The sequence below is a fragment of the Streptomyces sp. NPDC059668 genome, from assembly GCF_042734135.1.
In the GTDB taxonomy this organism is placed as follows: domain Bacteria; phylum Actinomycetota; class Actinomycetes; order Streptomycetales; family Streptomycetaceae; genus Streptomyces.
Window position 1 is genome coordinate 26,509 of the sequence record NZ_JBHWEL010000035.1, and the last position, 24,136, is coordinate 50,644.

Genomic DNA, 24,136 nt, shown 5'->3' on the forward strand with positions numbered 1-24,136 from the left:
GGGAGAGAGGAAGAGCGTGGCGGGACGGCGGCGCCCGAGTGCGCGTCGGTGAACGCTGCGAAGAATGTCCAGCCCCCCGGCTGTCCCCCCAAGCAAGACGCCAGGAGATTAACAGCAACCCCATGCACCCCAGGTGTATCGGAGATCAATTTTTCGTTCCCGGGTCCCGGGTCCCTCGTGGGTTCGTGGGCTCCCGGGCTCGTGGGTCGCGGGCCGCCGGAACGGCTGGTATGCATGATGCATAGTGAGTGCATCATGCATACCAGGGTGGTATACCTGGCAGAAGGTAGTTTTCCTGCAGGGGAAGCGAGCCGGGAACCGAAGGATGCCTCGCGTGGACAAGCCACTTGATCTGCTGGAGTTCGAGACCATGCTGCTCGGGCGGCACATGCACATGCTCAACCCGCGGGCGCGAGGAGCGGGCGAGGAGCGGCTGGACCGTAGTGCGTACGTCCTGCTCAGTCGCATCCAGGCGCAGGGCCCGATGTCGATCGGCGAGTTCAGCGAGGCTTTCGGTCTGGACGCCTCCACCCTCAACCGGCAGACCGCGGCGATGGTGCGGGCCGGGGTCGTCGAGCGCATGCCCGACCCCGAGGGGGGCATGGCCCGCAAGTTCGCCATCACCGCCGAGGGTGAACGCCGTCTCGACATCCACCGGACCGAGAACCTGGAAGGCCTGGAGAAGGTCATGGTCGACTGGGCGGCCGAGGACGTGGCCGAGTTCGCCGCCTACCTCAGCCGCTTCAACCGCGACATCGAGCGCCTCGACGGACGTCCCTGGCCGCGAGGCTGAGCGGGTCGAGGGCATCGGGCGGGGGTGCGCGGCCCGAGGTCGCGTGAGTGCGTGTCCGTGAGGAGTCGGTGAGAGTCGACGGAGTTCCGGGCGCGCTTCCGTGCCGCGGCCCCCGCGCCCAGTAGGTTCGCCCCGGCCGTGCGGGTGGCCGTGGAGGCCCGCGGTCGGGGCCGGAGGGCTGGTGCGGGTGGTGCGGCTGGTGTGGGCGGTGGGCATGTGCGGTGGACATGGGCGGGGTTCGTACGGCGCGGACAGCCTCCACCGCCGTGAGGAACCGCATACGGAACGAGAAAAGGCGGCGTACCTGAGGGATACGCCCGGTGAACGGTTAGCATCGCGGGCGATGTTGTTGTCGGCCTGGGATGGAGTGGTGTCGTGCCGGAGGGTCCACGGATCGCCGTTGCCGTCGTGACGATGGGGAATCGGCCCGTCGAGGTCGACGCGCTGCTCACCTCGGTGGCCAAGCAGGACGTCGCGCCCGCCCGCATCGTGATCGTGGGGAACGGGTGCCCGCTGCCTGACTTCGCCGAGCGGCTCGGACTGCCCGGCGAGGTGACCACCATCGAGGTCGACGAGAACCTCGGCTGCCCGGGCGGACGGAACGTGGGCCTCGCCCGGCTCGCGGACTTCGGGGACGTGGACGTCGTGGTCGAACTCGACGACGACGGGCTCCTGGTCGACGCCGACGTGCTGCGCAAGGTCCGCGACCTGTACGCCGCCGACCCGCGCCTCGGCATCGTCGGCTTCCGGATCGCGGACGAGAACGGGGAGACCCAGCGCCGGCACGTGCCCCGGGTCGGGGCGAAGGACCCGATGCGGGGCGGTCCGGTCACCGGGTTCCTCGGCGGTGGGCACGCCCTGTCGATGCCGATGGTCGCCGAGATCGGTGACTGGCCCGCCGAGTTCTTCTTCGCCCACGAGGAGACCGACATGGCCTGGCGTGCCATCGACGCCGGGTGGACCGTGCTGTACGAGCCGCAGCTGCTGCTCCAGCACCCGAAGACCTCACCCGCCCGGCACGCCATCTACTACCGGGTCACCGCCCGCAACCGGGTCTGGCTCACCCGCCGTCGGCTGCCCCTCGCGCTCATCCCCGTGCACCTGGGGATCTGGGTGGTGCTCACGCTCCTGCGGACGCGGTCGCTCGGTGGACTGCGGGCCTGGTTCGGCGGTTTCGCGGAGGGCCTGCGCGAGTCCGGCGGCCGGCGACAGCCGATGCGGTGGCGGACGGTGTGGCGGCTCACACGGCTCGGACGCCCGCCCGTCATCTGACGGTCCGGTGGGCGCGGGGACGACGAAGGCCCCGGTCGTTCACCTCCGACGACCGGGGCCCTCTCTGTCCCCGGATCCGGCCACGGCGGCGACACTCCCCCGAGTTACGCGTAGTACGCGCGCGCCGTCGGGCCAGATCCGATGCACTGATCCCATCAGGTCGCGCCAACGGATCGCTAACATGTGGCCAACGGTTCCCTCGGGAACCGGCCAACGGTTCCGCCGGAACCGGGATGCGGTCGGTGCGAAGTCGCCAGGGGCACGGCCGGACGGTCGCGTGGGAAGGCAGTGGGCGGGCTATGCGGTACGGGCTGCGGTTCGGGCTGCTGGGTCCACCGGTCCTGTACGACGCCGACGGCGAGGTCGGGACGATCGGCAGCGGCAAGATGCGCGCGCTGCTGGTGGCGCTGCTGCTGGAGCCGGGCCGGGTCGTCTCGGTCGACGTGCTCAAGGACGCGCTGTGGGGCGGGACGCCGCCCGCGTCCGCACAGGCCTCGCTGCAGAACCACGTCACCCGGCTGCGCCGGCTCCTCGACGATCCGGAGCGGCTGCGCGCCGTGCCGCCCGGATATCTCCTGCGGGTCGGCGAGGGCGAGTTGGACGTCCGCGTCTTCGAGTCCCACGTCACGGCCGCGCGTGCCGCGCACGCCGGACGGGACGGCGCACGGGCGCTGCGCGAGACCCTGGCGGCGCTCGCGCTGTGGCGCGGCACCCCGCTCGGCGGAGTCCGGCCCGAACTCGGCGGCCACGCCCTCGTCCAGCGCCTGGAGGAGGCGCGGCTGCTGCTCCTGGAGTGGCGCTACGAGGCCGAGTTGCGGCTCGCGGGACCGAATGCCGGGAGCGGGGCAGCGGCGGTTTCGGGGAGTGCGGCGGCGGAGGGCGCCGCGGGGGCACGTGTCTCCGGGAACTCCACGGGTTTCGCGGGCTTCATGGGGGTGGCCGGTTCCGGGGATCCCATGGGCCCTGTGGGCGCGGGCGGCTCCGGGTACGCCCGACTCGCTTCCTTCGCACCCGAGTTGGCCGCCCTCGTCGCCGAACATCCCCTGCGGGAGGCCTTCCATCGGCTGCTGATGCTCGTGCTGCACCGCACCGGCCGCCAGGCGGAGGCCCTGGCCGTCCACAGGGATCTGCGGGCCCGCCTGGTCGAGGAACTGGGGGTCGAGCCGGGCCCCGCGGTACGCGAGGCGCACCTGGAGATCCTCCGGGAGCGGGAACCCGGCGGACCGTTCGGATCGACCGGATCAGCCGAATCAGTCGGATCGTCGGGAACGGCCCGATCATCCGGAGCGGGCCGGGTGGGTGTGTCAGGCGGATCCGGCAGGCTGGGCGGACCCGGACGAACGAGCGGATCGATCAGGGCGGCCGGACCCGGCGGGACAGGGGGATCGGCCGGAACGGACGGGACCGGCGACTCCGGGCAGGACCCGAGTGCGGACGGAGACCCACCGTCCGTCCCGGCGCAGCCGCCCGCGCTCCGTCCCGCCCAACTCCCGCCTGGCCCCGCCCACTTCACCGGCCGCGGCGACGTACGCGACGAACTGGGCCTGGTCCTGGACACGGACCGGCGGCTGCGTCTGCCCGTTCCGGCCGTGGCCGTCATCAGCGGCATGGCCGGGGTCGGCAAGAGCGCGCTGGCACTGCACGTGGCCCATGGGCTGCGGGAACGTTTCCCTGACGGTCAGCTGTACGTCAACCTGCACGGGGCCACCCCCGGGATGACCCCGCTCACGCCCGGTCAGGCGCTCGCGGCGCTGCTGCGCGACCTCGGGGTCGAGCCGCGCCGCATCCCCGAACTCCCGGACGCCGCGGCAGCGTTGCTCCGGTCGACGCTGGCCCCGACGCGCACCCTGATGGTGCTGGACGATGCCGCGCACGCCGCTCAGGTGCGGCCCCTGCTGCCGGCGGGCGCCGGGTGCGCGGTGATCGTGACGAGCCGGTCGCCGCTCACCGCGCTCGACGGCGCACACCGTTTCCCGCTCGCCCCGCTGTCGGACGAGGACAGCGCGGCCCTGCTGCGCGCGGTCTCCGGACGCCGCGACGGCCTCGACGCCGGGCACCCGCTCGTCGAACTCGCCGGGCGGCTCCCGCTCGCCCTGCGCGTCGTCGCGGCCCGACTCGCGGCCCGCCGCGCGCTCACCCCGGACGTGCTGGCCGGTCAACTGACGGACACGGAAGGGCGGTTGCGTCATCTGGAGTACGACGACCTGAGCGTCCGCAGGTCCCTCGCCGTGGCCCATGACGCGCTGCGGGCCTCGGACCGCGAGGCCGACCAGGACGCGGCGCGCGCCCTGTGCAGCATCGGAGCGCTCGACCTGCCCGTCTACGGTGCGCCCCTGCTCGCCCGGCTCTCCGGCATCGCGGAACACCGCGCCGAGGCCGCGCTCGACCGCCTCGTCGACGTCGCCCTCCTGGAGGAGACGGCGTACGCCCGTTACGCACCCCACGACCTCGTCCGCGACTTCGCCCGGGAGATCGCGGGAACGACCGAATCGGCTGAAGCGGCTGAATCGGCTGAAGCGACGGAGACGGCTCAAGCGACTGGAACGAGAGAGGCGACAGGGGCAACAGGAGCGACGCGGCCGGCGACCGCACCCGGATCGACCGCACCCGGATCGACCTCGACCGCATCGACCTCGACCGGATCGACCTCGACCGGATCGGCCGAGGCGGCCGACGGTGCGGCCGAGGGGGCCGGAGCGGGCGGCGCGCACAAGACGGACAGGGTGGACAGGAGTGACAGGACACACGGGCCGCACAGGACGGACGGCTCGACCGCGAACCCCTGCGTCTCCGAGCGTGCCCTGCGCTGGTACGCCGGAGTCGCCGCCCGCTCACTCGAAGTGATCGTCGAAGCGGGGCTCGACCGCGCGGACCGCAGCCGTCCGACGGCCACGCAGCCGGCCGCGCACACGGAGGACGCCGCTGTCACACCGCCGTTCCGCTCCGCCAAGGAGGCCTTCGCCTGGGGCGATCTGGAGCTGGAGAACGTGATGACGCTGGTGGAGCGGTACGCGGAGGCGTCCGCGTACGTTCCGGTGCTGGTGCGGCTGCTCAACCCCTACCTCCAGCGCAGCGGCCGGGTCGCGGAGTCGGAGGTGCTCCTGCGGACGGCGCTGGGCGCGGCGCGGCGGCTCGGGGACGAGGCCGCGCAGGCGTACGCGCTCGGCGACCTCGCGGGGCTGCACTTCATGACGGGGCGGGCGGGCGAGGCGCTCACGCTGAACGACGAGGCGCTGGCGATCTGGCGGCGGCTCGGCGTGCTGTCGTGGGTGCGGCGCGGACTGAACAACCGCGGCATGCTCCTGGAGGGGCTCGGCCGGTACGAGGAGTCCAGCGAGGCCCTGCTGCTGAGCCTCGAACTCTCCCGGGAGCTGGGCGACCCGCACACGGAGGCCATCACCTACAGCCATCTCGGCAACCTGTACGAGCACACGGACGCCCGCGCCGCCATCGACCACCACAAGCGCAGCCTCGCGATCGGCGACGCGATGGACGACGTGATCATCCGGCACTCCGCGCACTGCAACATCGGCTATGCGCACCTCACCCTCGGTGAACCGGCCGCCGCGGTACCGCACTTCGAGGAGAGCCTGCGCATCCTCGGCGGACACGACGACTGGCACGGGGAGTCGCAGACCCGGCTCGGGCTGGTGCGCGCGCTGCGCGGGGTGGGGCACTGCGAGCGGGCCGCGCTGGAGTGCGAGCTGCTGCTGTGCCGTGCCGACCGGCGCGCCGACCAGTTCACCGGCGGGCTGGCCCGGCACCAGCGCGGGCTGCTGCTGCGTACCCGGGGGGACGTCGAGGGGGCGTACGCGCAGTGGAGGACGGCGCTGGAGGCGCTGGACGGGCGGGACACCTCGGTGGTGGGGGAGCTGCGGGAACTCCTCCAGGGGGCGTAGCTACTTCGCGTCGGCGTAGCACTCCACCACCGCGGTCGTGAACGGGAAACGGACCGGTGTCTCGCCGAACGTCAGCCTGCCGGCGAGCTCGGCGGCCTCCCGGACAGCCGCGACGACCACGTCCGCCTCCTCGGCGGGGCAGTGCACGATCACCTCGTCGTGCTGGAAGAAGACCAGTTCGGCGGCGAGGTCGGCGCAGGTGCGGCGGAGGGCGGCGAGCAGCAGCAGCGCCCAGTCGGCGGCGCTGCCCTGGACGACGAAGTTCCGGGCGAAGCGGCCGCGGGCCCGGGAGTTGGAGGAGGCGTACCCGGGCACCCAGCCCTGGTCGCCGAGCGGCTCGGCCGGTTCGTCCTGGGGGAGGCCCGCCTCCTCCGACGCCCGGTCGGAGGCACCGGCGGCCGGCGGGCTGGTCCGGCCCAGCCACGTCCGTACGAGCCGGCCCTCCTCGCCCGCGCGGGCGGCGTCGTCCACGTACGCCACGGCCTTGGGGAAGCGGCGGCGCAGTGCGGCCAGGTTCTTCAGGCCGTCGCCCGACGTCTGCCCGTACACCGCGCCGAGGACGGCGAGCTTGGCCTGGGCGCGGTCGCCCGCGAAGGCCCGGTCCGACACCGCCTGGTAGAGGTCGCCCTCCCGGCCGGCGACCTCCATCAGGCCGGGGTCGCGGGAGATCGCGGCCAGCACGCGCGGTTCCATCTGGTCGGCGTCGGCCACCACGAGTCGCCAGCCGGGGTCGGCGACGACGGCCCGGCGGATGACCTTGGGGATCTGGAGCGCGCCGCCGCCGTTGGTCACCCAGCGCCCGGTGACCGTGCCGCCCGGGAGGTATTCGGGACGGAAGCGTCCGTCGCGCACCCAGTCCTGGAGCCAGGACCAGCCGTGGGCCACCCAGATCCGGTACAGCTTCTTGTAGGCGAGCAGGGGTTCCACGGCGGGGTGGTCGACGGATTCGAGCTCCCACCGCCGGGTGGACGCGACCTTGATCCCGGCCTGCGCGAAGGCTTTGACGACGTCGGCGGGCAGGTCGGGTCTGACCCGCCTGCCGAAGGCCGCCGAGACCTCGTCCGTGAGCTCGGCCAGGCGGCGGGGCTCACCGCCGCCCGCGTACCGCTCGCCGAGCAGTTCGTTCAACAGCTCGCGGTGGACGTCGGCCCGCCACGGCAGTCCCGTCGCGTTCATCTCCGCCGCGACCAGCATGCCCGCGGACTCGGCGGTGGTGAGCAGGTGCATGCGCTCGGGGTGCGTGGTGGCCGCGTGGCGGCGCCGCTGGTCCGCGTACACCTCGATGAGGTCCTCCAGGGGGAGGTGGACCGGGCGCGGTTCGAAGAGGGACGACTGCGAGCCGGGTTCGGCGGCGCGCTGCGGGGGGTCCGGCGGCACGGGCCCGCCGCGCAGCCTGGCCAGCGCGGCGGCCGCCGAGCGGGGTTCGCCGAGCCGGCCCTCGTGGCCGAGCAGCAGGTTCTCGGCGGCCTCGATGTCGTAGCACCGCTCCACCCGCACCCCGGCGGCGAGCAGGCGGGGATGGACGCCGGCCGTGGACCGCCAGACCCACCGCACCACGTCGGGCCGCGTCCGCACGGCCTCGACGAGGTCGGCCTCCCTGCGCACCGGTCCCGCGGGCAGCCCGTCGGGGCCGAGGGGGGCGAGCTCCGCGCCGCCGTCCTCGGCCGGTCCGACAGCCCACCGGTCGCTCATGGTGCCGAGTCTCGCAGGAGGGTCTGACAACGCCGCCGCGGCGACGCGCCAGGTCGGGGCCGCGCGAGGGTCCGGCCGGCCGGGGCGGCGCGACAGTGCGCCCGGTCACGGCGTCGCGACGGCTCGGCCGGTCAGGGCGCCTTGGTGAGGTCCGCCAGGGCGCCGGCGATGTGGGCCTCGGTCGCCTGCTTGGTGACGCCGACGCCGCTGAGCACGCCCTGGCCGTTCTCGTGCTCCAGGAGGGCCAGGAGGATGTGTTCGGTGCCGATGTAGTTGTGGCCGAGGCGGAGGGCCTCGCGGAAGGTGAGCTCCAGGACCTTCTTCGCGGCGGGGCCGTAGGGGACGAGTTCCGGGACCTCGGCCGCGGCCGGCGGGAGCGCCGTGGCGGCCGCCTCGCGCACCGCGTCCAGGCTCACACCCTGTGCGGTGATCGCGAGCGCGGCGAGGCCCTCCGGCTCGGCGAGCAGACCGAGGACCAGGTGCTCGGGCAGGCCCTCGGCGTTGCCCGAGGTCTTGGCCTCGGCGTGCGCGGCCATGACCACGTGCCGGGCGCGCGGTGTGTAGCGGCCGAAGCCCTGGCTGGGGTCGAGGTCCGACTCGGCCTTCGGGACGAACCGCTTCTGCGCGGCCTGTCGGGTGACCCCCATGCTCCTGCCGATGTCGGTCCAGGACGCGCCCGAACGGCGGGCCTGGTCCACGAAGTGCCCGATCAGATGGTCGGCGACGTCGCCGAGGTGGTCCGCGGCGATCACCGCGTCCTGGAGCTGGTCGAGCGCGTCGGTGTGGACCTTCTTGATGGCCTCGATGAGGTCGTCGAGACGTACGGATGGCGTGCCCAGTGGGTTCGTCGTCATGTGTCAACCGTAAGTTGACAGTCCATGAGTGTCAACCCGAAGTTGACATCTCGGTGGGACTCTTCCGGGGCCCTTCCGTAGAGCCCCTCCACGGAGCTCTTCCGCGGAGCCCTTCTATAGGTCCCTTTGGTGCGGCTTTCCGCGGAAATCAGCCGCGGGAAACCGTCACGGAAAAACTGTCCACAGGGTGTGGACACTTTTTCCGCTCGGCGGAAGCCTCCGCGGCACCTGCCCGGGAGGCGGCCCCGGAGCGCGTGGCACGATCGGAGGATGAGCAGCAGTACGACGCCCAGCACCGTGGAGCGCGCCTTCGGGGCGGCCCTCTACGCGGACACCGACGCGGCCCTCGACACGGGCGCCTCGCTGCTCGCCGCCGACCCCGGTTCCGACGCCGAACTCGCCCTGCGCGGGGCGGAGTTCGTCGCCGCCGCCTGGCGCCGCGGCTGGCAGCCCGCCGACGTCGTACGGATCGTGCGGCGCGAACTGGACGACGCCCACGTCCGCCTGGTGACGGCCCTGATCCTGCGGGAGGACCGGACAGCCCGGGGCCCGCGCTGGGCGGCTCAGCTCGACGAACTCGACGCGGACGCCGAGCCGCCGCGCACCGACCGCTTCACGCACGCCACCACCGTCCTGGAGCTGTACCGGCTGCTGCTGCGGCTGCCCGCCATCGAACCGCTGGACCCGCCCCGGCAGGACGCGCCGCAGAACTCCCGGATGCTCACCCGTATCCGCGCGCTGCTCGCCAAGGCCGAGGCGACCGGTTTCCCGGAGGAGGCGGAGGCGCTGAGCGCCAAGGCACAGGAGCTGATGGCGCGGCACAGCATCGACGAAGCCCTGCTCGCCGCCCGTACGCACGCCAAGGACGCGCCCGGCGCCTGCCGCATCGGTGTCGAGCCGCCGTACGAGACGGCCAAGGCGGTACTGCTCGACGCGGTGGCCGGCGCGAACCGCTGCCGCGCCGTGTGGAACGAGCCCCTCGCCTTCTCGACCGTCGTCGGCTTCGAACCCGACCTGGAGGCGGTCGAACTCCTCTACACCTCGCTGCTGGTGCAGGCCACCGGCGCGATGACCAAGGCGGAGGCGGCCCAGCGGGCGGGCGGGCGGAAGCGCACGAAGACGTTCCGGCAGTCGTTCCTCGCCGCGTACGCCCATCGCATCGGGGACCGGCTGGCGACGGCCGCCGAAGGGCAGGTGGCGTCGGCGGAGGGGGAGCTGCTGCCCGTCCTGGCGGCCCGCGAGGTGGCGGTCACCGACCACATGGAACAGATGTTCCCGGACACCGTCACCACCCGGCTGCGCGGGGTGGACGACGCGGCGGGGTGGCAGGAAGGGTCCGCCGCGGCGGACCGGGCCCAGGTCAGGGCCCGCCCGCCACTGCGATGAGACGACGGCGGGCGTGCCCCGGGAGCGGCTGATCGCTCAGTCGCCGGCCGCCTGGAAGGTGCTCACGGAGGCGTTCAGGTCGTCCGCTCCGGTCTTGCCCGCGAGGGGGCCGTACGACCACTTGAAGCGCTGGGCGTCCTTGGCGCCGGGCAGGCTGATCTTCAGCGAGGTCGCGGCGAGGCTCTTCGCGTCGCCCGCCTTGCCCCGCAGGTAGGTGATCGTGAAGGAGGCGGTGCCGTCCTTCGCCAGGGTCAGCTTCTGCGGCTTCGCCGACTTGTCCGCGAAGATCTCCGTGCCCCGGGCGCTGTCGGACACCTCGATGCCGGGGAAACCGTCGAGGGTGCACTTGTCGCCGTGGTTGGTGAGCGTGACGGGCACGTTGCCGGTGTCCCCGGCGGCCGGGGCGGTGTTGGCGGGGCCGACCTCGAAGTCGATCCGGTCGATCGCGCAGACGGAGGAGGAGGCCGACGTCGCCGGGGAGCCGCCGGAATCCTTCTTGTCGGCGGCGCCGCTGTCGCAGGCGGTCAGCGTGAGGGCCGCCGCGGCGGTGACGACGGCGATCGGAAGGGCGCGCATGGGTTTCCCCCTGGGTTCGTGACGATGCACACCGATCATCACGCAGACCGGGGGGTGAGTGTCGCGCGACCCCCCGCTCCGGCGCGTCGTGCGGGCGCCTGTCACCCGGGGATTCACCTGAAAGTCGTGTCGGGTGAGTCGGCGGGCGTCGGGTCGGGGGCCGCCCAACGAGGAGAGGGCCACGCCCCGTTCAGGGGGCGGAGCCCGCAAGTGCGCAGACGGGAGCGGCGCGCGGGAGTTCAGGACCCCAGGTTCGCCGTCGGCAGTCCCGACGGCAGTTGGCCGCCCTGGGCCTTGGTGTAGGACTCCTTGCCGAGACCGCCCGACCAGGTGACCTTGAGCGTCGTGCCGTTGACGGAGTCGACCATCCCGGTGGCGCGCTGCTTGTTCCCGTCCGTGCAGGTGAGGTGGATCATCTGCATGCCCGCCTCCTCCTTGGCCGTACCGCTGCACACGCTGCCGCCGGTCGCGAAGAGCCCGACCTGCTTCCCGGTGATCACCAGCGCCACCGCCTTGCCGCCCGTGGTGGCCAGCCAGCTGCCCTCGAGTCCGGTCCTGGCCGTGGGCGAGGTGCTCGCGTCCCCGCTCGTGCCGCCCGTCCCGGACCCGCTGGAGGCCGTGGTCCCGTCCGCTGAGCCCGAACGGGAGGGGCCGGAGCCGGAGTCGTCGCTGCTGCAGCCGGTCAGCGCGAGCGCGCCCGCCAGCCCCGCGGCCACGAGCAGGGCGGTGGCCGCGGTCCGGGCCCGCCGACGCGGGAGGACCGCCGAAGTCGCCGATGTCACTGAAGCCCCCAAGAGTGGTGGTGTCGCTGGGGTCGCCGGAACGACCGCAGCAAGCTACCAGGAGCATGCGTGAACGCCTCGGGCGAGTCGTGCGGAGATCGTACGGATGGCCCGACCGGCCCGACCGGCCCGGACGGGCGCGTCCCGTCCCCTCCCGTCCACACGCGGCCCCTCCGCGTCCGTCCGGTCCTCCGCGTCCGTTCGGTAGTCCGGCCCGTCCGGTCCTCCGCGTCCGTCCGGTAGTCCGGCCCGTCCGGTCGTCCACGCCGGTTCGGTAGTCCGGCCCGTCCGGTCGTCCGCGCCCGTCCTGTCTCCTCCGGCCGGGTCCGGCAGGACCTGTCCGGACCGGGAACCCGCTCCGACCGGGAACCCGTCCGGACCGGACCCGGACGGAGCGCGGCGAGCGGCGCCGCGGCAGGCACGGCCGGGTCCGGCGGCGGTCGTGACGTTCACGACGTTCGCGGTGTTCGCGGTGTTCGCGGTGTTCGCGATGCTGGCGACGGTGGCGCCGGGCCCCACGCCGCGTGCGCCCGCCGCACCGCCGGGTCCGATGGCCGGGAAGTGGCCTCGGCGCGGCCGTGCCGGCGTCCCGGCGAACCGGCCCGCGGTCCGCGGGCCCGGACGCCGGGGCCCTGCCCCGCCGCGCTCCGACGTGCTGGACCATGACGAGATCACGTACGACGAACCTGTCGGTCCGCCGCGGCCGCGCGGGCGCCGACCTGCTCCGAAGGTGCCTCGGCGGGGGTGGGGCGATCCGCGACGCCGGTGGCGAGCGTGCGACTGTAGGGGCGGCAGAGGCTGCCGGTGTGTGCGAGCGGGAACGTGGGGAAGAGCGTGTCGCCGCCGCGCCGCGGCTCCGGCCGCCGACCGGATCTCCGGCCGGAGGTTGAAAACCGGACGTTGAAGCCGAACGTTGAAACTCGAAAGGCTCGCCGTGCGTCTGTTCCTAGTACACAGGGATTCGACCCGGACGAACCCGTACGGATGCCGGGGCGGACGAGCATGCACGGGGGCCGGGAGTCGCGTGTCGGGCGACGTCCGGAAGGCAGGCGAGGGGCCGTCGCCGGTCCGGTGGGCAGCAGGCCGTAGTCGAGCGGGCAGCGGGCAGTAGTCAAAGGCCGGTAAAAGCTGTAACCGTGGGACCACCCCCCGTGCACGTGCATCTGCTCATGCATCTGCACATGAACAGAGCTATGATCCGGGGCAGTTGGCCACTGCATCAATGGCCACATCGGCCACTGCACGACCGGGGAGCGACCTGTGGACCACGACGTGTGCGACGTGGATGACGTGTACAACGGCATGGCTGCGACAGAGCTGACCGGGGTGGCCTGGCAGAAGAGCAGACACAGCAACTCGCAGGGGTCCTGCGTGGAGTTCGCGAGGCTGCCCGGGGGTGACGTGGCCGTGCGGAATTCGCGGTTCCCCGAGGGGCCGGCGCTCGTCTACACCCGCGCCGAGATCGAGGCGATGCTCCTGGGCATCAAGGACGGCGAGTTCGACCACCTGATCGCGGGCTGAGGCGGAGATGCCGGCGGACCGGTGCCGGGTGCCCGTTCCGTGAACGGAGCGAAGTCGTCAGCTCGCGTTGCGTAACGCGCGTAGAACCCCCCGGGCGCACGGCCGCCGCGGCGGGAATTGCGGGCGGGGGGCGGGGGGCGGCCGGGGCGTTGTTGGGTTTGGTCTTCGACTGTCTACGGCATCTCGCTCCCGCCCCCGCCCACCCCCCCCTCCCCCCCCCCCCCCCCCCGGTTCTTCATTCGGCCGGGGCGGGGGCGTGCGGCGGGAGCCGGAACAGCGCCCACACGACCTTGCCGCTGAGGGTGCCCGCGAGCGGGTGCCAGCCCCAGCTGTCGGCGAAGGAGTCGACGAGGAAGAGGCCCCGGCCCGACTCCGCCGAGAAGTCGTCCGAGTCGCCGGCCACCGGGCTGTCGTGACTGGGGTCGCGCACCGCGCACACCAGGCGTGAGGTCCACCGCATCAAGTGCAGCCGCACGGGCGCCCCTTGGTCGTCCGCGCGGGGCGTGTCCGAGGGCAGCGCGTGCCGCAGCGCGTTGGTCACGAGTTCCGAGACCACCAGGCACACGTCGTCGAAGCGGTCGCCGATGTCCCACTGGTCCAGTGTCCTGCGCGTGAACTGCCGGGCCTCGCGCACCGCTTCGTAGCGTGGGGGCAGGGCACAGGAAGCGGCGTCGGACACGGCGGCGGGATCGAGCGGCGGAAGTCCCTGCCGTAAGGGCTCGAGCATGGTCGATCCATTCGTCCCCATGCGAGGCACTCCCGGGTGTTCGCGGTCGTTGCGATGCAGCGGTGGCGCGGGGACCATGGTTCCGAATGCGTACAGCAGATGCAAGGGCAGATGCACGTGCACGCGCCCGAGTTGAAGTCTCTTGCCCCCTTTTCCGGCTACTTCTTCTGTCACCTTCTTCCCTCTTGTTGGCCCTCGCGCGATCCTTTGCTGCCCGACGCCTTCGGAAGCTTTCCGTTTCTGTAATCGAACGAGTACTGCTTGAAGTGTTTTAGTGGCAGACTTCGGCGTCTGAAGACGGTTGGGGAGGCGGACGAACGTGAGCGCTGGTGAGTCGAGCGGCTCTGTGGTGCGGCGCATGCTGCTCGGGTCACATCTGCGGCGCCTGCGGGAGGCGCGCGGAATCACCAGGGAAGCGGCCGGCTACTCGATCCGTGCCTCCGAATCGAAGATCAGCCGCATGGAGTTGGGACGGGTGAGCTTCAAGACGCGCGACGTCGAGGATCTGCTGACGCTGTACGGCATCAACGACGAGGCCGAGCGCACCTCCCTGGTGTCCCTCGCCAAGGAGGCCAACGTCGCGGGCTGGTGGCACAGTTACTCGGACGTCCTGCCCAGCTGGTTCCCGACCTATGTCGGCCTGGAGGGCGCGGCCCATCTGATCCGGTCGTACGAAGTCCAGTTCGTGCACGGCCTGTTGCAGACCGAGGCCTACGCCCACGCGGTCGTCGCGCGCGGCATGAAGGGCGCGAGCGCGGCCGACATCGACCGCCGGGTGGCGCTGCGCCTGGAACGGCAGAAGTACCTCGTCTCCGAGAAGTCGCCGGAGTTCCACATCGTCCTCGACGAGGCCGCGCTGCGCCGTCCCTACGGCGACCGTGAGGTGATGCGCGGCCAGCTCCAGCATCTGATCGAGGTGTCGGAGCGGCCCAACGTGCGCCTCCAGGTCATGCCGTTCAGCTTCGGCGGCCACGCCGGGGAGAGCGGCTCGTTCACGATCCTGAGCTTCCCCGAGTCCGACCTGTCGGACGTCGTCTATCTGGAGCAGCTCACCAGCGCGCTCTACCTGGACAAACGCGAGGACGTCACCCAGTACGAGAGTGCGCTGAAGCAGCTTCAGCAGGACAGCCCCGGGCCGTCCGAGAGCCGCGACCTGCTCCGTGGACTGCTCCAGCTCTCCTGACCCCCCGTCCCGGCGCCGGCCGGACGTCTCCCCGTCCGCTCCGGGGAGTCCTCACGTACTGTCCCAGGCACCCTCCAACTCCCTTTGATCACAAGTACGATGACGTCTGATCAGACGTTGATCGGATGTCTGCTGACTCAGACTCGAAATGTCTGCCTCGGCAGCAAGGGGATCGAGGGAGCACATGTCGTCCTACTTCACCGACCTGGCCCGGCAGTACATCGGCGGGGAGTGGCGCCCGGGCACCGGCTCCTGGGACATCATCGACTTCAACCCGTACGACGGCGAGAAGCTCGCGTCCATCACCATAGCCACGGTGGACGAGGTCGACGAGGCCTACCGCGCGGCCGAGCGGGCCCAGAAGGAATGGGCCGCGGTCAACCCGTACGCGCGCCGTGCCGTCTTCGAGAAGGCCCTGCGTCTCGTCGAGGAACGCGAGGCGGAGATCACCGAGGTGATCGTCGCCGAACTCGGCGGCACCCACCTCAAGGCGGGCTTCGAGCTGCACCTCGCCAAGGAGTTCCTGCGCGAGTCGGTCCAGCTGGCGCTGCGGCCCGAGGGCAGGATCCTCCCGTCGCCGATCGACGGCAAGGAGAACCGCGTCTACCGCGTGCCCGTCGGTGTCGTCGGCGTGATCAGCCCCTTCAACTTCCCCTTCCTGCTCTCCCTGAAGTCCGTCGCGCCGGCCCTGGCCCTCGGCAACGGCGTGGTCCTGAAGCCGCACCAGAACACCCCGATCGTCGGCGGCTCGCTCGTCGCCAAGATCTTCGAGGACGCGGGGCTCCCCGGCGGCCTGCTCAACGTCGTGATCACCGACATAGCGGAGATCGGCGACGCCTTCATCGAGCACCCCGTCCCGAAGGTCATCTCCTTCACCGGTTCGGACAAGGTCGGCCGGCACGTCGCCACCGTCTGCGCCTCGCACTTCAAGAGCGCGGTCCTCGAACTCGGCGGCAACAGCGCGCTGGTGGTCCTGGACGACGCCGACATCGACTACGCCGTGGACGCGGCGGTCTTCAGCCGGTACGTCCACCAGGGCCAGGTCTGCATGGCCGCCAACCGCGTGCTCGTGGACCGCTCGGTCGCGGACGAGTTCACCGAGAAGTTCGTCGCCAAGGTCAGGACGCTGAAGGTGGGCGACCCGAGCGACCCGCGGACGATCATCGGCCCCGTCATCAACTCCTCCCAGGCGGACGCGATCACGGGCGCCGTCGACCAGGCGATCGCCGAGGGCGCCACCGCACTCGTACACGGCACCACCACCGACAACCTGGTCGAGCCGACCGTCCTGACGGACCTGCCGTCCGACTCCGCCATCCTCCGGCAGGAGATCTTCGGCCCGGTCGCGCTCCTCGTCCCCTTCGACGGCGAGGAGGAGGCCGTACGCATCGTCAACGACACCCCGTACGGGCTCAGCGGCGCCGTCCACACCGCCGACGTCGAGCGCGGAGTCTCCTTCGCCAAGCGGATCGACACCGGCATGTTCCACGTCAACGACGGCACCGTGCACGACGAGCCGCCGGTCGCCTTCGGCGGCGAGAAGCACTCGGGCATCGGCCGCCTCAACGGCGAGGCGACGGTCGAGGCGTTCACCACCCAGAAGTGGATCTCGGTACAGCACGGACGGAGCCGCTTCCCGTTCTGAGCCGTCGACTCCGACGTCGGCAGACATGCGTCCAGGTGGACACCGGATGCATGTCTGCCACGTACCTCGCTGAGGCGGGAGGCGGACTCGGAGACCCCGCTCGCGCAGCGGCCCCGCACGAGCACATCGGTCGCACGGAGTCCTGAACCGGCCGGAGTCCCCGGACGGCGCGAACGCCATCGGGCCGGCGGTCCAGGAGCCGCGGGCCCGTCACCCGGAGAGCCGGTGGCCGGGTCATAACCTTGGGCGCATGTCAGCGATCCGTCTCCTGGTGCTGGGGGCCGTGCGCCAGCACGGGCGGGCCCACGGTTACCAGGTGCGCAACGACCTCGAGTACTGGGGCGCGCACGAGTGGTCCAACGCCAAGCCCGGCTCGATCTACCACGCGCTCAAGCAGATGGCGAAACAGGGACTGCTGCGCGCCCACGAGGTCGCGCCGTCCACGGCGGGCGGCCCGCCGCGCACCGAGTACGAGATCACGGACACGGGCACCGAGGAGTACCTCACGCTGCTGCGCCGGTCGTTGACCGCGTACGACCAGAAGCCCGACGTCCTCTCGGCCGCGCTCGGCTTCATGGTCGACCTCGACCGGGCGGAGGTCCTTCGGCTCCTCCGGGAGCGGGTGCGTGCCATCGAGGAGTGGCGCGCGTCCGTCACCGGCTACTACACCCCCGAGGACGGCCCCGGACAGCTCGGCCACATCGGCGAGATCATGAACTTCTGGGTCCACTCGGCCGACTCCGGAGCGCGGTGGACCGAGGGGCTCGTCGACCGGATCCAGGGCGGCGCGTACACGTTCGCCGGTGAGGGCCCGCCCTTCGTGGGCGTGCTGGGGGAGGGCGAGGAGAACCCGTACGCGACGGGGGCTCCGCATCCCGGCGACCGGGCTTAGGGGTCCGGGAGCTTTCGCGCCGGACCCCTACCAGGGGCGCTGCGCCCGCTGGACCCCCGCATCGCCCGAAAGGCTCGTCCTCAATCGCCGGACGGGCCGGAGGCGCGGGCCTGCGCCGGGTGGTTCACGTCCGGCCGGGGTCCCCGGGGACGGGAACCGGGCGCGACTCCGCCGTCAGTGGTGGAAACCGGTCGCCCGCTGCTTGTCCTGGGTCCACGGATGCGGCTGACGGCGCAGCTGGGGCACCAGCCGGGTCAGGTCCTCGACGAAGAGGTCGGCGAGGTCGGCCGAGAAGCCGTTACGGCACACCACACGGAGCACGGACAGGTCCTCCCGGTTGGCCGGGAAGGTGTACGCGGGCACCAGCCAGCCGTTCTCCCGCATGCGGCGGGACACGTCGAAGACGTCGTACGCGCTCACGTGGGGCGCCGTCGTGAAGGCGAAGACGGGCAGCTCGTCGCCCCGGGTCAGCAGGCGGAAGTCCTCCAGCGCCTCGATCCGTCCGGCGAGCCCGCGGGCCAGGTCCCGGGTCGTCTGCTGGACGGCGCGGTAGCCCTCCCGGCCCAGCCGCAGGAAGGTGTAGTACTGCGCCACGACCTGCGCACCGGGCCGGGAGAAGTTGAGCGCGAAGGTCGGCATGTCGCCGCCCAGGTAGTTGACCCGGAAGACGAGTTCCTCCGGCAGCTCCTCCGACGACCGCCACAGCGCCCATCCGACCCCCGGGTAGACGAGCCCGTACTTGTGCCCCGAGGTGTTGATCGACGACACCCGCGGCAGCCGGAAGTCCCAGACCAGGTCGGGGTCCAGGAAGGGGGCGATCATCCCGCCGGACGCCCCGTCGACATGGACGGGGACGTCCAGGCCCGTACGCTCCTGGAGCCGGTCGAGGGCCGCGCAGAGGTCCGCGATCGGCTCGTAGGACCCGTCGAAGGTGGAGCCGAGGATCCCGACGACCCCGATGGTGTTCTCGTCGCACAGCTCGGCCGCCGCCTGCGGGTCGAGGTGGAACCGGTCGCCCTCCATGGGTACTTGACGGGCCTCGACCTCCCAGAAGTTGCAGAACTTCTCCCAGCAGACCTGGACGTTCACGCCCATGACGAGGTTGGGGCGCGCTCCCGGGTAGCGGTCGGCGTTCCGCTGCGTCCAGCGCCGCTTGAGCGCCATCCCCGCGAGCATGCACGCCTCGCTCGAACCGGTCGTGGAACAGCCCACGGCCGAGCCGGGATCGGGCGCGTTCCACAGGTCCGCGAGCATGGCCACGCAGCGCCGCTCCAGCTCGGCGGTGCGCGGGTACTCGTCCTTGTCGATCATGTTCTTGTCGAGGCATTCCCCCATCAGCACCCCGGCCTGCGGCTCCATCCAGGTCGTGACGAAGGTGGCGAGATTCAGCCGTGCGTTGCCGTCCAGCATCAGTTCGTCGTGGACCAGCTGGTAGGCGATCGTGGGCGTCAGCGGCCGGTCCGGGAGCCGGTGCTTGGGCGGGGCCTCGGTCATGTCGCCGAGCGGATTCGCCTCGCCGAAGAAGGGGTTGACGGACATCGGTCGCTCGTCGGGCTTCTCGGGGCCTTTGTGGAGCGGCATGAGCTCTCCCATCGCGTCGCGGGGTCGGGGGCCGGAAGGGCCGAGGGCGGGGGCCGGAGGGGACGGCCGGTCGGAGGGGCCTGTGGGGTCAACGAACGGCGGTTCCGTCCTGACGGAGCTGCATCTGCGGTCTGCCGGTCACCAGCAGCCAGGCCGGCAGGGTCGCGATGCACAGCAGGGCGAGGATCGTGGGAGAGGCGACCAGGACGGCCGCCGTGAACAGACTCAGCCAGCCCTGCCGGGTGATCGCGAGGAGCATGCCCAGCACCCCCGCGGCCACGCCGAGGGCGGCCGGGACCGCCGGGACGAGCGCGTGGGCGAACAGGCCGAAGGCGGCGCCGATGAACACGGCCGGGAAGATCCGGCCGCCCCGGAACCCGCAGGACGCGGAGACGACCAGGGCGGCGAGCTTCACCACCGTCATCATGGCGAACTGCCCGGCCGACCAGCCCTCGGGGTTCCCGGCCAGCTCGCCGACCTCGTCCAGCCCCTTGAAGAGCGTCAGATGCCCGCCCAGGGCGCCCAGCAGGCCGAGGACGAGCCCGCCGAGCGGGAGCGCCAGCATGGGGTGCCCGAGCCGGGAGAAGGCGCCGTGGACGTACGGGAAGGCGTAGACCGCCGCCATGCCGAGCAGCGCCGCCGCGGAGGCGATGACGAGCGCGGCCAGGACGTTGCCCCCGCCGGGCGGTCCGAGCGGGGGCAGATGGAGGTCGAAGGCCGGATGGGCCACCAGGGCGGTCGTCGTGGCACCCGTGGCGGCGGCGGTCAACGGCGCGAACAGGTTGTCCCACAGCTTGCCCTCCAGCTGCTGGCCGGCGAACGCCTCGGAGATGACCAGTGCCGCCGCGACCGGCGTCCCGAACAGCGCGCCGAGCGTCGCCGCCTCGGCCAGCACCGCCCACAGACCGCCGGACAGCCCTGGCGCGAACCTGCGGCCCAGCCAGAACGCGAGGGCGATATTGGTCGCGATGATCGGGTTCTCCGGCCCCAGACTCGGCCCGCCGGCCAGCATCAGCGCGGTCGCCACCAGCAGGCCCGGCAGCACGGCGGGCGCCACCGGGGGCGCCGAGAGCCCGAGGGTCGCGGGGTCGGGGCCGGCGTGACCCGGGACCTTCCACACCACCAGACCGACCAGGACGCCCGTCGAGGTGAGGACGACGAGCATCCAGAGGACGGAGTACCGGCCGACCCCCAGCGACTCGGGGAGGCCGTTCCAGAGCACCCCCTGGAGCTTCTCCGCGAGCGTGCTCACCCCCAGGTACAGAAGGCTGGCCGCGACACCGACGACGAGTGCCGGGACGATCAGCGGCAGCAGCGCCCGCGCGGGGGTCGCCGGGGCGGAGACGTGTGCCTGCCGGGCCGCGTCGTGGGTCACGCGGTCACCCTAAGCCGGCGAACCGGACATCACATCCGGAATGTCGGCACATGGAATCCGCGCTTGCACCTCACGTGACGTCAGGGGCCAGGCTGAGGGGCGTACGGAGGAAGGAGCGGGAAGTGAGCTATTCGGTGGGCCAGGTCGCCGGTTTCGCCGGGGTCACGGTGCGCACCCTGCACCACTACGACGAGATCGGCCTGCTCGTGCCGAGCGGGCGCAGTCACGCGGGGCACCGGCGCTACGGCGACCCGGACCTCGACCGGCTGCAACAGATCCTGTTCTACCGGGAGCTCGGCTTTCCGCTCGACGAGGTCGCCGCCCTGCTCGACGACCCGGAAGCGGACCCGCGCGCGCATCTGCGCCGCCAGCACGACCTGCTGACCGCCCGGATCGAGAGACTGCAGAAGATGGCCGCGGCCGTGGAGCACGCCATGGAGGCACGCACGATGGGCATCAACCTCACGCCCGAGGAGAAGTTCGAGGTCTTCGGGGACAAGGATCCCGAGGCGCACGCCGAGGAGGCCGAGCGGCGCTGGGGAGGCACCGAGGCGTACGCCGAGTCGCAGCGCCGCGCCGCCCGCTACACCAAGGACGACTGGAAGCGCATGCAGGCCGAGGTGGCTTCCTGGGGCGAGCGTTACGACGCCCTCATGGAGGCCGGTGAGCCCGCGACCGGCGAACGCGCCATGGACATGGCGGAGGAGCACCGGCTCCACATCACCCGGTGGTTCTACGACTGCCCGTACGAGATGCATCGGGGTCTCGGCGAGATGTACGTGGCCGACGAGCGGTTCAAGGAGTTCTACGACTCCATGCGCCCGGGGCTCGCCGAGCACCTGAGGGAGGCGATCACGGCGAACGCCACCCGGCACGGAGGCTGACGGGGGCTGTCGGGCCTCTCCGGTTTCCTCGGAGCCCCCTGGCTCACGGCTTTGTGCCAGGGGGACCACAGTGCATGCTGGGGACATCCGTGGAACCTGGCGTGGACACAATGCGTTGATAGCTTTGGCCGCCGTACCAGGACGCCGCTTCTCCCTTCACCCCTCAGGAGCCCGGAACCGTGATGCAGCTCGCCCTCGGTCCAAGCTGGATGGATCCGAACACGCTTCTGGACAACTTCGGCATCTGGGGCCTCCTCCTCATCGTCTTCGCCGAGTCCGGGCTGCTCATCGGCTTCTTCCTGCCGGGCGACTCGCTGCTGTTCACCTGCGGTCTGCTGATCACGTCGAACCAGCTGGACTTCCCGCTGTGGGGAGCCGTCGCCCTGATCTGCGTCGCCGCGATCCTCGGTGACCAGGCCGGCTACCTCTTCGGCAAGAAGGTCGGCCCCTCGCTCTTCACCCGCCCCAACTCCCGCCTCTTCAAGCAGGAGAACGTGGTGAAGGCCCACGAGTTCTTCGAGAAGTACGGCCCCAAGTCCCTGGTCCTGGCCCGCTTCGTGCCGATCGTGCGGACGTTCACGCCGATCATCGCGGGCGTCAGCGGCATGCGGTACCGCTCGTTCATCACGTTCAACATCATCGGCGGCGTCCTGTGGGGCGCGGGCGTCACCCTGCTCGGCTCGTGGCTCGGCAACATCGCCGTCGTCAAGAACAACATCGAGGCGATCCTGATCCTGATCGTCCTCGTCTCGGTGGTCCCGATCGCCATCGAGTTCCTGCGGGCGCGCTCCAAGGCCAGGAGCAACCCGCCGGAGCCGCAGGCCCCCCAGGGTCCGGCCGCGTACCAGCAGCAGCCCGGCGCCCCCGTCATGGACGACGCCACGCGCCCGCTGCGCATGCGGCAGCCGCAGCAGGGCCAGGACCCCTACCAGCAGGACCCGTACCAGCAGGACCCGTACCAGCAGGGCCACCGGCAGCCGGGCCGCCACCAGCAGGACCAGCAGGACCAGCAGAACCAGTACGCGCGGGGCCAGGGGTACCCGCAGCAGCAGGACCCGTACGCCCAGGGCCAGGGATACCCGCAGCAGCAGCCCCAGCAGCCCCAGCAGCCGTACGGCGACCAGGACCAGGGCTACTACCAGGGGCACGACCGGAACCACGGCGGGCACGGCGACCAGGGCTACGGCCAGAACCAGGACCAGGGTCGGGCCTACCCGCCCCAGCAGTACCCGCAGGGCTACCCGCAGCAGCCGTACGACGCGCAGCAGGACCCGTACCACCAGGGCTACCCGCAGGGCTGAACCCGGCAGGCCGCGCCCTGAAAGGGGCGTGAGGGGCTCAGAAGCCCCTGGTCCGCTTGGCGGCCCGCCGCCCCGCGGCGGAGCCGCCGGGCACCCGCAGGAACAGCCGGGAGATCTCCGACCCGAGGTTCACCCCGATGGCGATGGCCATCGCCAGCGCGGCGGCCTTGGTGAGGGACACCAGCCCCTTGTCGACGTTGTTCTGCGCGATGGACAGCAGCCCGAAGTAGGTGGCCGAACCCGGCAGCAGGGGCCCGATCGCGGCGGTCGTGTACGGCAGCGCGGAGGCGAAGCGGTAGCGGGACAGAAGCTGCCCGAAGAGGCCCACGAGGCCCGCCGCGACGGCCGTCGAGGCGACCGGTGAGATACCGCCCGGATAGTGCATCGCCCCGTAGACCGACCAGGCGACGCCGCCGTTGAGGGTCACCGCGAGGACGGTGGACCGTTCCTGCTGGAGCAGCACCGCGAAGGTCAGCGACAGCAGCATGGACGCGGCGATCTGCACCAAGGGCCGCTCGGAGATGCTCAGGGCCTGGTCGGGGTTGAGCTGGGCGTCGAACTTCACGCCGAAATACAGCACCACCAGGACACCCACGACGATGCCCACGAAGAGGTACATGACCTCCAGCAGACGCGCGGACGCGGTGATGTAGAAGCCGGTCAGCCCGTCCTGCACACCGGCGACGAGCGCCCGCCCGGGCAGCAGCGCGAAGAGCCCACCGGTGATCACCGCGGACGCCTTCACGTCGACGTGCGCGAGCTGGAGCGCGACCCCGATCGCGGCCGGCGGCATCGCGGCCACCGTGAACTGGTAGAACTCCGGCAGTCCGCGCCCGGCGCACAGCCACGCGAGCCGGTCACCGAGCATCGCGCCCAGCGCCGCGGCGACGAACACCACGGCGTCACCGCCGACGAGCACCGAGGCCGCGCCCGCGAGAAGCCCGCTGGAGCCGGTCAGTACCCAGCCGGGGTACGGGTGCCGGTTGCGCCGCATCTCTGCGAGCCGCCGGTAGGCGTCCTCCAGGGAGATCCCGGCCTCGGTGTCGCTGAGGTCGTCCACGAGCCGGTAGACGGCCGCCAGACGGGTGTAGTCGGTGCCCCGGCGGCGTACCGTCCGCGAAGCCGTCACCGGGTCGTCCACCAGGGACGGCTGGTGGGAGATCGACAGCAGGGTGAAGGTGACGTTCGGCTCGCAGCGGTCCAGGCCGTAGGAGCGGCAGACGGCGAACATGGCCGCCTCCACGTCCTCGGCGCCCTCGCCGCCCGCGAGCAGCAGCTCGCCGATACGCAGCGTCAGGTCGAGCACGCGCGGGACGGCGGGACCCGCGTCGTCCTCCTTGTGCACCAGGTCGGGTGCCGGGCGCTCGGCCACGGGCATGCGCAGCATCGTGCGCATCCGGTCCTGCCAGGGCACGTCCTTGGTGAGACTCACGACGGGGACGCCGGTCGCCGGTGTGAAGGCTGGCGGGGCGTGCCGCGCGCTGTAGGTGCGCGGTGTGCTGAACGCCGAGCCCTCGGCATCCGCGCCCGCCGGCTCCGGCGGCGCCATTCCCTTGGGGATCGCGAACTCCGACGTGGTCCCCGACTCGTCCTCGACCGCCTGCGCCACGCCGTCCGGCTGGACGAAGGCACTCCTCGCCTCGTCCGACTGCGGTTTGCGGTCCTCCGCTTCCGTCACCCACTGCTCCCGACTGCAAAGGTCCCGTACGCCCCAGTATGCGCACTGATGCACGAACGGGCCTGGGGCCACCACTCTGTGGTGGGGGGGCACCG

18 protein-coding genes are annotated in these 24,136 nt (G+C 71.9%); 10 read left to right on the top strand and 8 right to left on the bottom strand.

Translation table 11 applies throughout. The annotated features are described in order from the left end of the window. Positions 1–334: 334 nt before the first annotated feature. The 3 genes from ACFV2J_RS24145 (at position 335) to ACFV2J_RS24155 (ending at position 5,964) form a co-directional block, all read left to right on the top strand. Positions 335–793, top strand: coding sequence for a MarR family winged helix-turn-helix transcriptional regulator (locus ACFV2J_RS24145; protein WP_194280613.1), 459 nt, complete (start codon positions 335–337; stop codon positions 791–793). 375 nt (positions 794–1,168) lie between these two features. Beyond that, the gene (locus tag ACFV2J_RS24150; protein ID WP_385082752.1) at positions 1,169–2,065 is read left to right on the top strand and encodes a glycosyltransferase family 2 protein; all 897 of its coding nucleotides are present in this window, start codon (positions 1,169–1,171) and stop codon (positions 2,063–2,065) included. A gap of 299 nt (positions 2,066–2,364) precedes the next feature. Further along, on the top strand, positions 2,365–5,964 hold the full coding sequence (locus ACFV2J_RS24155) for a BTAD domain-containing putative transcriptional regulator (RefSeq protein WP_385440499.1): 3,600 nt from the start codon (positions 2,365–2,367) through the stop codon (positions 5,962–5,964). On the opposite strand, the gene ACFV2J_RS24160 is transcribed toward ACFV2J_RS24155, so the two are convergent. Both ACFV2J_RS24160 and ACFV2J_RS24165 read right to left on the bottom strand, forming a co-directional pair. Further along, complete coding sequence (locus ACFV2J_RS24160; protein WP_385082748.1) at positions 5,965–7,656, bottom strand: bifunctional 3'-5' exonuclease/DNA polymerase; 1,692 nt, start codon at positions 7,654–7,656, stop codon at positions 5,965–5,967. A gap of 131 nt (positions 7,657–7,787) precedes the next feature. Then, a complete protein-coding gene (locus ACFV2J_RS24165) occupies positions 7,788–8,510 on the bottom strand; it encodes a Clp protease N-terminal domain-containing protein (RefSeq protein ID WP_385082747.1) in 723 nt (240 codons plus the stop codon). 270 nt (positions 8,511–8,780) lie between these two features. On the opposite strand from ACFV2J_RS24165, the gene ACFV2J_RS24170 reads away from it, so the two are divergent. Beyond that, positions 8,781–9,896, top strand: coding sequence for a DUF2786 domain-containing protein (locus ACFV2J_RS24170; protein WP_385082746.1), 1,116 nt, complete (start codon positions 8,781–8,783; stop codon positions 9,894–9,896). Positions 9,897–9,932: 36 nt separating this feature from the next. Here ACFV2J_RS24170 and ACFV2J_RS24175 read toward each other — a convergent pair whose 3' ends face one another. Both ACFV2J_RS24175 and ACFV2J_RS24180 read right to left on the bottom strand, forming a co-directional pair. After that, positions 9,933–10,472, bottom strand: coding sequence for a DUF4232 domain-containing protein (locus tag ACFV2J_RS24175; RefSeq protein WP_385082745.1), 540 nt, complete (start codon positions 10,470–10,472; stop codon positions 9,933–9,935). A gap of 239 nt (positions 10,473–10,711) precedes the next feature. Next, positions 10,712–11,254: a hypothetical protein gene (locus ACFV2J_RS24180; protein WP_385082744.1), complete on the bottom strand. Its 543-nt coding sequence runs from the start codon at positions 11,252–11,254 to the stop codon at positions 10,712–10,714. Between the two features lie 1,260 nt (positions 11,255–12,514). Here ACFV2J_RS24180 and ACFV2J_RS24185 point away from each other — a divergent pair. Continuing rightward, positions 12,515–12,775: a DUF397 domain-containing protein gene (locus ACFV2J_RS24185; protein WP_153289320.1), complete on the top strand. Its 261-nt coding sequence runs from the start codon at positions 12,515–12,517 to the stop codon at positions 12,773–12,775. Between the two features lie 235 nt (positions 12,776–13,010). Here ACFV2J_RS24185 and ACFV2J_RS24190 read toward each other — a convergent pair whose 3' ends face one another. Further along, the gene (locus ACFV2J_RS24190) at positions 13,011–13,523 is read right to left on the bottom strand and encodes an ATP-binding protein (protein WP_385090062.1); all 513 of its coding nucleotides are present in this window, start codon (positions 13,521–13,523) and stop codon (positions 13,011–13,013) included. Positions 13,524–13,860: 337 nt separating this feature from the next. Here ACFV2J_RS24190 and ACFV2J_RS24195 point away from each other — a divergent pair, with 337 nt between their 5' ends. The 3 genes from ACFV2J_RS24195 (at position 13,861) to ACFV2J_RS24205 (ending at position 17,222) form a co-directional block, all read left to right on the top strand. Next, the gene (locus ACFV2J_RS24195; protein ID WP_385090065.1) at positions 13,861–14,685 is read left to right on the top strand and encodes a helix-turn-helix domain-containing protein; all 825 of its coding nucleotides are present in this window, start codon (positions 13,861–13,863) and stop codon (positions 14,683–14,685) included. A gap of 184 nt (positions 14,686–14,869) precedes the next feature. Beyond that, positions 14,870–16,330, top strand: a complete 1,461-nt coding sequence (locus ACFV2J_RS24200) for an aldehyde dehydrogenase family protein (protein ID WP_385090060.1) — start codon at positions 14,870–14,872, stop codon at positions 16,328–16,330. 250 nt (positions 16,331–16,580) lie between these two features. Beyond that, complete coding sequence (locus ACFV2J_RS24205; protein WP_385090058.1) at positions 16,581–17,222, top strand: PadR family transcriptional regulator; 642 nt, start codon at positions 16,581–16,583, stop codon at positions 17,220–17,222. Between the two features lie 174 nt (positions 17,223–17,396). On the opposite strand, the gene ACFV2J_RS24210 is transcribed toward ACFV2J_RS24205, so the two are convergent. Both ACFV2J_RS24210 and ACFV2J_RS24215 read right to left on the bottom strand, forming a co-directional pair. Then, positions 17,397–18,803, bottom strand: a complete 1,407-nt coding sequence (locus ACFV2J_RS24210; RefSeq protein WP_385090055.1) for a glutamate decarboxylase — start codon at positions 18,801–18,803, stop codon at positions 17,397–17,399. An 88-nt stretch (positions 18,804–18,891) separates the two neighbouring features. Then, a complete protein-coding gene (locus ACFV2J_RS24215) occupies positions 18,892–20,178 on the bottom strand; it encodes an ion channel protein (RefSeq protein WP_385090052.1) in 1,287 nt (428 codons plus the stop codon). 122 nt (positions 20,179–20,300) lie between these two features. On the opposite strand from ACFV2J_RS24215, the gene ACFV2J_RS24220 reads away from it, so the two are divergent. Beyond that, entirely contained in the window at positions 20,301–21,062 is a 762-nt protein-coding gene (locus ACFV2J_RS24220; RefSeq protein WP_385090049.1) for a MerR family transcriptional regulator, read from the top strand. A gap of 179 nt (positions 21,063–21,241) precedes the next feature. Then, entirely contained in the window at positions 21,242–22,363 is a 1,122-nt protein-coding gene (locus ACFV2J_RS24225; RefSeq protein WP_385090046.1) for a VTT domain-containing protein, read from the top strand. Positions 22,364–22,400: 37 nt separating this feature from the next. Here the strand turns inward: ACFV2J_RS24225 and ACFV2J_RS24230 are convergent, their stop codons facing one another. Then, positions 22,401–24,041: a threonine/serine exporter ThrE family protein gene (locus ACFV2J_RS24230; protein ID WP_385090043.1), complete on the bottom strand. Its 1,641-nt coding sequence runs from the start codon at positions 24,039–24,041 to the stop codon at positions 22,401–22,403. Positions 24,042–24,136: the final 95 nt, after the last annotated feature.